This is a genomic window from Limnothrix sp. PR1529 (assembly GCF_002742025.1).
Classification (GTDB): Bacteria; Cyanobacteriota; Cyanobacteriia; order CACIAM-69d; family CACIAM-69d; genus CACIAM-69d.
The window spans coordinates 1-12,378 of sequence record NZ_LIRO01000043.1; the positions used below are offsets into that span (position 1 = coordinate 1).

Genomic DNA, 12,378 nt, shown 5'->3' on the forward strand with positions numbered 1-12,378 from the left:
GGGTGGGGGCGTGGGGTTGGAATCGGGACGGCTCAACATGGCAACAAGGGCAGGGTTGTGAAGATGCGGAGTTTGATAAAACGAGCGGCAAGGCGGGCAATGGCACAAAAACGGCAAGGCCCAGCATCGAGGTCACGGGTTGGGCTTGCCCCTAAAGCGTGGCATATTGCCGAGCCTCTCGCGCCGTTGAGGATGAATCGCAGAGGGATGAATTTTGCGATCGATTCCCCCCTTTTTTGACATAGATCGGGGACATCTATCGAGCATGAGAACACGAGCGATCGCCCCTGGCGCACACCATCCTAATATTGGGAGGAATCTGCTCAACGCCCCAGCAGCCCCCACAGTAACCCACCCGCAGCCATTCAAAATAACAGCCATCCACCGCAACGGGCCATTCCAAAATCAATGAGTTTCAAAGAAATGAGTTTCAAAGAAATGGGTTTAGAAACCGTGAAAGCAATTACTCTTCTGGGTTCCACCGGCTCGATTGGAACCCAAACCCTGGATATTGTGTCCCAATATCCCGATCGATTCCGGGTGGTGGGTCTGGCGGCGGGCAGCAATGTGACCCTATTGGCGGAACAGGTGCGACAGTTTCGGCCCGAAATTGTGGCGTTGCGGGATGGGAGCAAGTTGGCGGAACTGCAAGGGGCGATCGCGGATTTAGATCCCCAACCCCAACTGGTGACCGGAGAAGCGGGCATCGTGGAGGTGGCAGGCTACGGGGATTCGGAGGTGGTGGTCACGGGGATTGTGGGCTGTGCCGGGTTGCTGCCCACGATCGCGGCGATCGAAGCGGGGAAAGATATCGCCTTGGCGAATAAGGAAACCCTGATTGCGGGTGGCCCGGTGGTGTTGCCCCTGGTGCAAAAGCACGGGGTGAAGCTGTTGCCGGCCGATTCTGAGCATTCCGCCATTTTCCAGTGCCTGCAAGGCGTACCTCAGGGGGGCCTCCGTCGCATTTTGCTGACGGCTTCGGGTGGGGCCTTCCGGGATTGGCCGGTGGAGCGGCTGGCGCAAGTGACGGTGGCCGATGCACTGAAGCATCCCAACTGGTCGATGGGCCGCAAGATCACGGTGGATTCAGCCACCCTGATGAACAAGGGGTTGGAGGTGATTGAGGCCCATTTCCTGTTTGGGATGGACTATGACGGCATTGATATCGTGATTCATCCCCAAAGCATTATTCACTCGCTGATTGAGCTGCAAGATACATCGGTGTTGGCTCAGTTGGGTTGGCCAGATATGCGGCTGCCGTTGCTCTATGCCTTGTCCTACCCGGAGCGGATTTATACGAATTGGGAAACGTTGGATTTGGTGAAGGCGGGCGATTTAACGTTCCGTGCGCCCGATCGCGCGAAATATCCCTGCATGGATTTGGCCTATGCGGCGGGTCGAGCCGGCGGATCCATGCCAGCGGTGTTGAATGCGGCCAATGAGCAGGCGGTGGCCCTGTTCCTGGAGGAAAAGGTGCATTTCCTGGATATTCCAAAGCTGATTGAAAAGGCTTGCGATCGCCACCGGGCAGACAATCGAACCCAGCCGACCTTGGAAGACATCCTGGAGGCCGATCGCTGGGCCCGCCAAACGGTGTTGGATTTGCAAACGGCGGCGATCGCCTAACCCGCTTGTTTCGGTAATGACTTTCGGTAATGACTTGGGGCGTAATTGGGACGTAACCGGAGGGCGCAAGGCGGTCACTGGCTTCAACTTAACGAAATTGTCGTTCTAGCGACTCTCGGGTTGCCCTCACCCCAACCCCTCTCCCAGAGCGGGAGAGGGGCTATTCTGACTCCCCTTCTCCCGACTTGGGAGAAGGGGCTGGGGGATGAGGGAATCAGCCATTTTCGCGGTTAAAACAGCTTAAGTTGAAGCGAATGCAAGGCGGTGCGCCCCTACCCGGATTGCGATTTGGCATGGAGGATTCACGGTTGTGCGCCCAGGATGCCGTGCGTCTAGGGGCGATAGAGCCAGAGGGGAACACCGTTCGTGGCCAGTTCAAAGTCCAGGGTGCTGAGGGCCCGATCGACCTGAGGCCCCATCCAGGGGCCGATCGGCCCCTGGATGGGGCCATCGGAATTCAGCAACCGGGCTAAGGGGGGTTTGCGCTCCTCGATCGTTTGCACCACCACCTTCTCCGGATCCAGCTTGGTCAAGTCTGCCAACCAGCGGCGGGCATCCTCTTCCGTGCCCAGGCGATCGATTAAGCCCAATTCCTTCGCCTGCTCTCCGGTAAAAATTCGCCCATCGGCAAAGCTGCGCACCGTTTCCGGCGGCAAATTTCGCGATTGGGCCACGGTCTGCACAAACTGGTGATAGCTGCTGTCAATCAGGGATTGCAGGATTTGGCGTTCTTCGTCGCTCATGGGGCGATCGAACGCCAGGATGTCCTTATAGGGCCCGGACTTAATCACCTTGAAGGAAACCCCCACCTTATCCAGCAAGGATTCAATGTTGTTGCCTCGGATAATTACGCCGATGCTGCCGGTGATAGTGCCGGGGTTCGCCACAATCTGGTGCGCCCCCATGCCGATGTAGACCCCACCGGACGCGGAAATATTGCCAAAACTGGCCACGATCTTGGTGGTTTCGCCCAATTCTTTCAGAGCGCTGTAGATTTCCTGAGAATCTCCCACCGTACCGCCAGGGCTATCGATTCGCAGCAGCAAACCGGGATATTTGCGCTCTTTCACCACCTTCAGGGCCTTCAGCACCCGTTGACGAGTGCCCCCGGCGATCGCCCCGGAGATTTCAATGCGCGCGAGTTGTTTACGAGTATTGGGCTTGAAAGGCCACATGGGAATTGCCGTCTCGACACCAAAGGAGTGGATACAATTCTAGGGTTTAGTTAATATTTCTTAAAGTTATTGATCAAGTGATTGATCCCAGCCATGACCGCCCAACCCGTCAATCCCCAATCATCGCTGCAATCCTGGTGGGGGTGGCTGCTGCTGATTTCGCCCTTTTTCTTTTGGGGCACAGCCATGGTGGCCATGAAAGGCACCCTTGACCACACCACACCCTTCTTCCTGGCGGGGTTGCGGCTGGTGCCAGCGGGGTTGTTGATTTTGGGGGTGGCGGCCCTGACCGATCGCCTCAAACCGATCAGTTGGGTCGGGTGGGCCTGGGTGGCGGCCTTTGCCCTGGTGGATGGGGCCCTGTTCCAAGGATTCTTGGCCCAAGGCTTGGCCCGCACGGGAGCTGGGCTAGGCTCGGTGACCATTGACTCACAGCCCCTGGCGGTGGCCCTGATGGCCCGCTGGCTCTATCGGGAGCAGATCGGGCCCCTCGGTTGGTTGGGGCTGCTGTTGGGGGTGGTGGGCATTGCCGGTGTGGGGCTGCCCGATGAATGGATTTTGCAGTTGTTGAACGGCACGGCCTGGCAAGCGCTCTGGCAAAACGGGGCGATCGGCTGGGATTCCGGGGCGATCGGGCAGGGGCTAGCGGCCTTGCTGAATAACCTCTGGGGCAGTGGCTTTTGGTGGATGCTGTTGGCGGCCCTGTCCATGGCGATCGGGACGGTGATGGTGCGGCCGATGAGCCAGTATGTGGATCCGGTGGTGGCCACGGGTTGGCACATGGTCTTTGGCGGAATGCCCCTGTTTGGGCTGTCGGCAGCATTTGAGGTGAACCAATGGCAAGGCTTGACCCTGGCCGATTGGGGGTCGATCGGCTATTCCACCCTCTTTGGCAGCGCGGTTTCCTATGGGGTCTTTTTCTTTTTTGCCTCCAAGGGCAACCTCACCAGCCTCAGCGCTTTGACCTTTCTCACGCCGGTGTTTGCCCTCCTGTTTGGCAATTGGTTTTTGGGGGAAGTGCTCAGCACGGTGCAAACGGCGAGTGTTTTGCTGACGCTGGTTAGCATTTACCTGGTGAATCAGCGGGCGGTGATTACCCAGAAGTTGCGATCAATTCATCCCAAGTTGGCTCCCATCCCGATCGAGGTGTCGTCCAAAGAGTCCCCTTGATCGACTCGAATCAACAAGAATCCAAGCATTCAGGAAAATCAACGCCACGAATAGACAAAGAATAGCGAGCCACCGGAACCGCCGACTGTTCCCTGAAGTCGGTTGCTATGGTGGAAACGGGTTTCAGAGTCGTGCCCATCCCCGCCGTTGAGATCGAAATCTCGCGCCCTGACTTCAAATCATTCCAATCAAAATTTCACACCAGGAAAAACACCATGGCTCGATCGCGCTGGCAAGGACGTGCGCTGGGATTGTTGATGGCGATCGCGCCGATCACCGCTCCCGCCGCCTGGGCAAACACCCCCGCCGCCCCAGAGAGCACCGGCTCCGCTCGCTCGGAAATGACGCTGCAAACACAAATTGCCCCACCGCAAATCACCCTGCTAGAAACGGGTCAGGGCGATCGGCAGTCCTTGCGGTTGCGCCTTCAGCAGGGCGATCAGCAGCGATCATTATTGGTGATGAAAAGCCAAATGCAACTGACCCTGGCGGGCCAACAGCCGATGCCGATGCCCGTGCCGGAAATGCGCCTGCTGACGGAAATCACCATCAATCAGGCGGCCAGCGATGGCCAAGTGAGCTACACCCTGCGCTATCCCAAGATCGAAATGATTGCACCGCCGGAAATGTCCTTCGTGCAGCCGGCCATGGACAGCACCGCCCGAGAACTGGAGCGAATTCAAATTCAGGTGGAGGGGGACGATCGGGGAAAACTGTCAAAGGTGAATGTGCTGGCGGACGGCGAGCTTTCGGCCCCCTTGCAGGCCAGCCTTGGCCAAATGACCGAATCGATTCGCAACAGCAACATCGAATTTCCCGCCGAGCCGATCGGGGTGGGAGGGCGCTGGCAAAGTGTCACGGAAATTGAATCCGGGGGGCTGCGAATTCAGCAGCGAGCGGTTTATCAGGTGGTGGAAATCACGCCCGATCGGGTGGTGTTGAACGTGACCGCTGAGCAGACGGCTCCACCCCAAAAACTCACCATTCCCGGCCTGGCCCCGGAGCAAGCCCCTTCCCTACGGTCGTATCAGGCCAATGGTTCGGGTCAAATTCAGATGAACTTCAACCGTGTGGTTCCCACCCAATCGAATTTGTCCCTGAAGGTGCGATCGGAAATGGAAGGGTTACCCGGCGTGGGCACGGCCCTGATGACCGGTAACTTAGAAATGACCCTGGAGCCGCAACCCTAGCGCACTTGCCTATAATTGGGGGCCCTCTCTGGTCGCGATCGGGCGATATGCGGTAATGGAGTTGAAAGTTGCCCTGTCGGCGCGGCGGGTGCTGGGTTGGTTGTTGGTCGCGGTGGTGCTGTTGACCCTGGCGGGAACGGCGGTGCAGGTGGCAAAATATGCCTTTGGCTATCGCGAAGGCTGGACAAGGCTGTTTAACCTCGATCGGGAATACAACCTGCCCTCGTTGTTTTCCACGGGTTTGTTAGGGGGCTGTGCCCTGTTGCTCCGGGCGATCGGCCAGCGAGCGGCCGCCTTGGGCGATCGCTGGGCCCCCTCCTGGCGGCTGTTGGGTGGCATTTTCACCTTTTTGGCCCTGGATGAGTGGTTCAGCATCCATGAAATTTTGATCTTGCCCGATTTGGCGAAATGGGCAGGGTTACCGGGCTTTTTGAAGCAAATTTGGGTGATTCCGGCGGCGATCGCCGTGGGTTGGGGAGCTTGGCGATTTTGGCCCTTCTGGCGACAGCTCCCCCCCAAGTTACGCGGTCGATCGCTGTTGGCGGGCTGTTTGTATGTTTCGGGGGCGTTGCTGATGGAGATGGTGGGCGGAGCCTATTCCGCCGATCAGGGGCAACAAAACCTGACCTATGCCCTGCTGACGGTGGTGGAAGAGGTGGCGGAAATGCTGGGAACCACCCTGTTTTTGTGGGCGCTGTTGGTGCATTTGGGATCCTGGTCGGGGAAATTTTCCTTGGTGCTCGATTTGGGCGATCGAACTCTGGGCGATCGAACTTTGGGCGATCGAACTCTGGGCGATCGACGGGATCCCCAGGATCCTCAGCAGCCATGATTGGCAAATGGCGCGGCCCGCAAGGCTCCTCAACCAGGCTCGGGGCGATCGGACAGGTTGCTTTTTGGCGATCGGGGTGGGCCGTCCTGGGATGGACATTGCTGGGGGCCCTGGTGCGGTTTTGGAATTTGGGGGGCAAGCCGCCATCCAGCATTGAAGTGGCCTCGATCGGGTTCGGGCTGGGCAACGGGTTTGATCATTTGCCGCTCGATCGGCTGGTCAGCTTGGCGGAACTCTTGGAACCCTTGCGAGTGCAACCCACCGTGGGGCTGGATGAAACGATCGCCCGTTTAGCGGCCCAAAGCACCCATCCGCCCCTCTTTTTTGGGTTGATGCATGGCTGGCTGAGGGCGCTCACCCCGGCAGGTGGTTTGGTGGACTTGGCCACGGCGCGATCGCTCAGTGCCCTGTTGGGTTGTTTGGCAATTCCCGCCGGATTCTGGCTTGCCCAATGGCTGGCGGGTCACCTGGTTCCCCCCCAAGACGGCGCAGCAACCCCACAGCCCACCGATCGGCCTGTGGCGGCCCTTTGGATGGCCCACGGGGTGGCGGCCCTGTTGGCCCTGTCGCCCTATGGGGTGGCCATGGCCCAAGAGGCCCGACACTACACCCTAGCGATTCTGTGGGCGATCGGCACTTGGGCCGCCACCTTCGGAGCCGTTCATCGGTTGCAGCAGGGGCGATCGCCCGGTTGGGGCTTGGGAATTGCCTGGGTGCTGGGGAATAGCCTCAGCCTGGCTACTCACTATTTTTGTCTGTTGGGGATTGCGGCCCAGGGGCTGGCGATCGGCTGGTTAGCTTGGAGCCAAGGGCGATCACAGGGGTGGTCAATCCTTCGGGGACGGCCCTGGCGCGTGATGGGGGTGATTGCGCTGGCCCAAATCGCCCTGGCGGCCGCTTGGTTGCCGGCCATGGCGGGAGCCTCCGAAAGTGAACTCACCGCTTGGATTCGGGAGGATCTGAATCCGGCGGAATGGTTCTTGCCGCCCCTGCGATTGCTGGCTTGGTTGGCAACCATGGTGGTGTTACTGCCGGTGGAACAGCAGCCCCTGCCGGTGATCCTGGGCAGCGCGATCGCCCTGTTGGCCGTTTTGGGATTGCTGCTGCGGATAATTGGGCCCGTTTGGCGATCGGGTTTGGCCCGTCCTGCGCCGCTGTGGTGGGCGATCAGCATTGGGGTTGTGGGGCCGTTGGTGCTCATGCTGCTGTCGATTTACAGCGATCGGGGTGACCTCAGCGTCGCTCCCCGATATCAGTTTGTGCATTTCCCACTGGTGGTTTTGGGGGTGGGGTTGGCTCTGGGTCAGCGATCGGCCGATCGCGCTCCCCTTTCGATCGGGCGGTGGCAGGGGTCGGGACGATCGGCCATGGTCGCGATCCTGGTCGTCAGTCTGTTGGGGAGCTTGGCGGTGGCCAACAATTGGGGCTTTTTGAAGTCGCGGCAGGTCGATCGGCTGTGGGATCAAATCGAAGGGCGATCGACCCATACCCCCTTGCTCGTCAGTCACATTGAAACCTATGCCGAAATTCGCGGCACGGTGGCGATCGCCTACGAGTGGCAACGACGACAAGCGCCACCAACCCGTCAGCGCCCGGCCCAGTCCCCAAATTCGCCCCAATTCGCCCCGCAATTTTTAATGCTGCAAGAGGCGAGCGATCGGGCCGATGGCCAGGCTCCCTTAGCCCAAGTGATTCAGCAGCAGGCCCGCCCCTTTGACCTGTGGACAGTTGACCTGTCGCCCGCCTTGGACTTGGAAGCCTATGGGTGCAAGCGAGCGAAGGACCGCCGCCGACCCACAGGCTATCGTTTACGCCACTACCAATGCACCGAAGCGGCTTCTTGATTTACCCTTTAGCCCCAATTATGCTGATCGGGTGAACGGGGTCGATCGACCCGGCCAGCATTTGACCATCAGTTGGCGATCAGGCTAGATGGGGGTTTTCAAGCAGCAACCTAGGCGCGATCGGGCTTGGCGAAGGCACGGAAGTAGAGCGATTTTGCCAACTCTTTGATCGGAAAGAGCAGATAGGTCAAGGGATTGATCGTCACGATGATGTTGCGCACATCCCGTTCCGCCAAGGCCACAATCGCCCGTGCAACCCACCCCGCCGACATAATCCCGATCGGATTGAGATCGCTCTTGAACGGGCCAAGAATCAGCTTCCGCACCACACAGGGCGCATCCAAGCGCCGCAGGGTGATCAAATCCCCGATCGCCCGTTTCGATAGCTCATACAGGGGGCTAAACGCCGGGTTCACTTCCGCTTCGGAGGTGTTGACCCAAACTTCCTTCAGGGCCCGGTGTTCCGACTTGGTGACCGTCTCAAAAAATAGTTCCATCAACCGCCAAGCGGACAGGGTGTTCACCTCCAGCGCTTGGGCCACGGCCGCCGCCGAGCGATCGCCCTGATTCACCCCATGGTTGATGATCAAAATATCCACATTGGCCAGGGTTTCGCGCAGGGCCGCCTCTTCGCCCGATCGCCAAGTGACCACCCGCACATTGCCCTCAAAGGTGGTTCCTTCGCGCGTTGTCAGGGCCACCAACCTCGCCCCTCGGCTTTGCAACACGGCAATCAGGGCCCGGCCCATGCTGCCCGATGCCCCGGTAATCGCGATTGTTTTGCCCTTCAGGGACAGGGCTGTGCCCAGCAGCTTATCCACAAACGTCAAAGACCCACAGTAATAGGCATTGCCCGAATCAAAATGGTGTCGCCAATGGTAGGTGCGATTCACCGTCCAGACGGAGGGGTTGCTATCCAGGTCACCCGCCTTGTGGGTTAGGTCGGTTTCCATCAGGTAGCCGCGCGATCGGGCGATCGCCGTGGCCAAAAAACCCAGGGAATAGATGCAACCCAGCCACATTCCCCACTGACCCGACACCGCCGCCGTCAGTCCCACCACCGAAGCCATGGTGGCCGCTTCGGGCGCATCGTTGGCCAATTGAGCTTTGTAATAGGCATCAAGGCTGCTGATGGTTAGGTCACGGCGATAGACCTTGTGGTGCATGTTGTGGGCCCGTTGGAGCGGTTCCCAATAGTGGCCGGCCACATGATAAAAATCGCGCACGATTTCGGCCAGGACGATCGAGCCGATCGCCCAACTCAGTTGTACGAATCCCTCTGCGTTCATGATTTGGTTCTACTTAGCCCAGCTACAGATGCTCAAAACGGTTCAAAGTTGAATTGCCATGGGATCAGGTTCAACCTGGCGATCGATTGCCCAGAATTGGGAAGGACTCGATCGCCCAGTTCGCGGGGCTAGGAGGCAGTTTGTTGAATTGAGTTGAATTGAGCTGCATTGAATTGAACTGAATTGCACCAATCGTCAATCAGCCCAAGCGTCAATCAGCTAACGACAATGGCTATAGAATAGCGACTTCCCGGAGCGGCTGATGCAGCAAACAACGGAGATGGCACTCAAACAGGTCGGGCGTTTGGACTCCAATGCTGGCGATCGCGGGGGCCGCCGGAAAAGGCAACAGCCGATCGAAATAGACGGGATTTGGATCTTTGTCCGGGCGATCGAACCCGAATTGCATCAAATACAAACCGGGCGGAAGCCGGAGCCAATTCATTAGCTCAAAGCCCAGCCGATAGGCCGCCTGTCGATCGCGATCGGACAGGTGATGGGGCTGAAGGAACTGACCCGTTGAGCCAGATTCCGCTGAGCCAGATTCCGCATCGAGGGCGATCGCTTCACCATACAGAGGCCCCTTGGCGGTCACGATCAGGGGTAGCCACAACTGCCCCTCGCCGTTGGGCCAGTCTAATTCCGCCGTCACCCGCGATCGCAAGCTCTCGGCCGCCGCGCAGGTCACCCAGGTGGAACGGTGAACCCAGTCCGCCGGAAAGCGATCGTCCTCCAGGATTCGTAACGTTAGGGGACAGTCGATCGCCCCCGGGCCGCCGGGCAAAGGAGTTTCATCACCCACCACAACGATCTGCGGGTCAAGCCGTAGGTCAACCGCCACGGACTTCAATCGATCGAGCGCCACCGACAACCAATCCCCAGCGGCCAGCAAATCCGCCCGATCGATCCAAACTCTTAGACAGGTCATGGAGTTTCGCCGGCAAATTCGGGGAGGTCAAGACTGCCGGGGCGACGACTGCTGACCGCGAGTCGATAGCTGACGCTTTGCAATTCTGCCTGTAGGTTGCGGTTTTCCTGTTGCAGTTGGCTCACGCGCTCTTTGATGGCGCTCAGGCGGTCTTCAAACTTGGAGCGATAGACGTTGGGCAATTCCTGAATCGTTTGCTCCAGCATCCGGCTGCGATCGCCCAGTTCTTGCACTGACTGGCGTAATTGGTAGATTTCCGCGTCTCGATCGGCCAATTGATCTTGATAAAAACCCACCTGTTCTTCCACTTCCCGCACCCGATCGCGCAGGGCCTGCAATTCCGCCTGATGGCGCTCTGGCTGGTCGGAGGTGGGCACCAGGCCCGCATTGCCCTTCACCAAGCGGAACAGTTCCTGCGAAAGCTGCTGTACCAAGCGATCGCGCATTTGCAGTTCATCACGCAAGCGGGCAATTTCCGCTGGGGCTGCTTGACCGTTCAATCCGTCGGCTTGCATCACGGCAATGGGATGGGGTTAATAATCGTATGGACAACGCTACCGTATTTTTTAACCCAAGATTGGCTTGAACAGCTAGGGCTAATCAACAGGCGGTCTTGGCTGCGCTGGTTTTGATTCGCTGTTTTTGCTGTTTTGGCCGCATCCGCTGACTCCAACGCTGACTTCAAAAAGACCGTGCTACCTCGCGAAACCCTGCTGAAACGTGCAACCCACCGAGAAACGATCGCCCGGGCGATCGACCTGGCAGACCAGAGCCTAAAAACCTGGGAACCGGCCGTGAGCGATTTTCTGTCACCGCCGGAAATTGCCGATATCCAAACCGTCTTCAGTGGCTTGGCGGAAGTGGTGTTCATGCCTTGGGGGGGCTATCCCCAAGCGGAACGGCAGCGGGTGGCCTTTGCCCGATCGGAATTGCCGCTGATCACAGACGCGATCGAGGTGGCGGCCTTGGAAATTGCCGGGAATTTTTTGTTTGACCCGGCCACCCATCGGGACTTTTTGGGGGCCCTGTTGGGGACGGGGCTGGTGCGCGACAAGGTGGGCGATTTGTTGGTGCAGGGGGAACGTGGGGCCCAAGCCCTGGTTGCGCCGGAGGTGGTGGAGTTTTTGGAACTGAACCTCACTCAAGTGCGATCAGTGCCGGTGAAAACCCGCGCCATTCCCCTTAGTGAACTGAAGGTTCGTGAACCCAAGAAAAAGGAAATGACGACGGTGGAGGCTTCTTTGCGCCTAGACGCGATCGCCTCCGCCGGGTTTGGCATCTCCCGCAGCAAAATGGCGGAAGCAATTTCCGGGGGCGATGTGCGGGTGAACTGGAAAGACATCACCAGCCCCAGCCATTTGCTGAAATCGGGGGATTTGGTGGTGTTGGCGGGCAAGGGCCGCCTCTCGATCGGGGAAATTGCCACCACCAAGAAAGATCGCTATCGGGTGCAGCTCACGCGATTTGTTTAGGGGGGTATCGCGATCGCTGCCTTCCCGATTGCATATTTTTAGGGCATCTTCCAAACATCCATTAGCGGGCGGGAGCGCGTTTTTTCCATTGGGCGATCGCCTGTTGGGCGCTGGCATAGGCCGCCGTGTTGGGCGGCACTAGGCTGGCCGTTTGGATGGCGGCGGCCAGTTGGTTGGCATTGGCGCGACCTTGGGCAATTTTGAGAATTTCTTGGCTCCAAAGATTGATTTGGTCGCGGGCGGCGGGATATCCCGGTTGGTTCACGGGCACGCTGCGGGCCAGGTCGATCGCCCGATTATAGCTGGAGGCTTGATTAAGCCGAATTTGACCGGCGGCTTTTTGCAAAATGGCGCGATTGTTGGCCTGTTGCTGCTGGAGGGTTTGCCATTGGGCGATCGAGCTGCGCGCCTCTTGGTACACCTCACCCCGATCGGGCGCAACAATTTTGGCCGCCGCGATCGCCCCGCCAAAGTCACCATTGAGGGCCCGCCCCTTGGCCAAGTCCAAAATGACCCGGCTCCAGCGGTCGATCGCCTGCTGGGCTTGACCGTAGCCCGGATCTCCCGGTTTGATTTCTCGGGCCCGCAAAATTGCTTTGCCAAATTCCGAAGCCTGATTCGTCCCGATCGGGATCCGTGCCAAGTTCAATTGGTTCACCCCGGCAGGACTGGCGGCCGGCGGCGCGGGGCTGGGGTTAGGACTGACTGGGGGACTGGGTTTTGGGCTAGGCAACCCCGACTGAGCAACGGGAGCAGGCTGAGGACTCGCCAAAGGGCTAGGTTCCGGCGGCGGCAACGTCCGGGAGCCGGTGGGGGGCGATGCCCCATTGGCCGGCGCGGGCAGCGGGGTAG

Annotated in this window: 10 protein-coding genes and 1 pseudogene; 6 read left to right on the top strand and 5 right to left on the bottom strand. The window is 59.0% G+C overall.

Translation table 11 applies throughout. The features are described from left to right. Positions 1–453: 453 nt before the first annotated feature. A complete protein-coding gene (gene dxr, locus AMR42_RS07060; RefSeq protein WP_099532765.1) occupies positions 454–1,626 on the top strand; it encodes a 1-deoxy-D-xylulose-5-phosphate reductoisomerase in 1,173 nt (390 codons plus the stop codon). Between the two features lie 332 nt (positions 1,627–1,958). Here the strand turns inward: dxr and sppA are convergent, their stop codons facing one another. Next, a complete protein-coding gene (gene sppA / locus AMR42_RS07065; protein WP_099532756.1) occupies positions 1,959–2,801 on the bottom strand; it encodes a signal peptide peptidase SppA in 843 nt (280 codons plus the stop codon). Between the two features lie 93 nt (positions 2,802–2,894). Between sppA and AMR42_RS07070 the strand changes: the two genes are divergently transcribed. The 4 genes from AMR42_RS07070 (at position 2,895) to AMR42_RS07085 (ending at position 7,837) form a co-directional block, all read left to right on the top strand. Continuing rightward, the gene (locus AMR42_RS07070) at positions 2,895–3,971 is read left to right on the top strand and encodes a DMT family transporter (RefSeq protein WP_099532757.1); all 1,077 of its coding nucleotides are present in this window, start codon (positions 2,895–2,897) and stop codon (positions 3,969–3,971) included. 215 nt (positions 3,972–4,186) lie between these two features. Further along, complete coding sequence (locus tag AMR42_RS07075) at positions 4,187–5,161, top strand: hypothetical protein (protein WP_099532758.1); 975 nt, start codon at positions 4,187–4,189, stop codon at positions 5,159–5,161. A 55-nt stretch (positions 5,162–5,216) separates the two neighbouring features. Continuing rightward, entirely contained in the window at positions 5,217–5,993 is a 777-nt protein-coding gene (locus AMR42_RS07080) for a hypothetical protein (protein ID WP_099532759.1), read from the top strand. After that, entirely contained in the window at positions 5,990–7,837 is a 1,848-nt protein-coding gene (locus tag AMR42_RS07085; RefSeq protein WP_099532760.1) for a hypothetical protein, read from the top strand. Before AMR42_RS07080 ends, AMR42_RS07085 begins: the two co-directional genes overlap by 4 nt. Before the next feature lie 110 nt (positions 7,838–7,947). Here AMR42_RS07085 and AMR42_RS07090 read toward each other — a convergent pair whose 3' ends face one another. From AMR42_RS07090 to AMR42_RS07100, 3 genes are all read right to left on the bottom strand, one after another. Further along, the gene (locus tag AMR42_RS07090; protein WP_099532761.1) at positions 7,948–9,126 is read right to left on the bottom strand and encodes a bifunctional sterol desaturase/short chain dehydrogenase; all 1,179 of its coding nucleotides are present in this window, start codon (positions 9,124–9,126) and stop codon (positions 7,948–7,950) included. 232 nt (positions 9,127–9,358) lie between these two features. After that, on the bottom strand, positions 9,359–10,054 hold the full coding sequence (locus tag AMR42_RS07095; protein WP_099532762.1) for a hypothetical protein: 696 nt from the start codon (positions 10,052–10,054) through the stop codon (positions 9,359–9,361). After that, positions 10,051–10,569, bottom strand: a complete 519-nt coding sequence (locus AMR42_RS07100; RefSeq protein WP_099532763.1) for an Npun_F5560 family protein — start codon at positions 10,567–10,569, stop codon at positions 10,051–10,053. The genes AMR42_RS07095 and AMR42_RS07100 overlap by 4 nt, the downstream gene beginning before the upstream one ends. A gap of 177 nt (positions 10,570–10,746) precedes the next feature. Here AMR42_RS07100 and AMR42_RS07105 point away from each other — a divergent pair, with 177 nt between their 5' ends. Then, positions 10,747–11,526: a photosystem II S4 domain protein gene (locus tag AMR42_RS07105; protein ID WP_099532766.1), complete on the top strand. Its 780-nt coding sequence runs from the start codon at positions 10,747–10,749 to the stop codon at positions 11,524–11,526. A 61-nt stretch (positions 11,527–11,587) separates the two neighbouring features. Here AMR42_RS07105 and AMR42_RS20300 read toward each other — a convergent pair. Beyond that, positions 11,588–12,378 (bottom strand): annotated as a pseudogene (locus tag AMR42_RS20300) (peptidase C14); the annotation flags it as partial.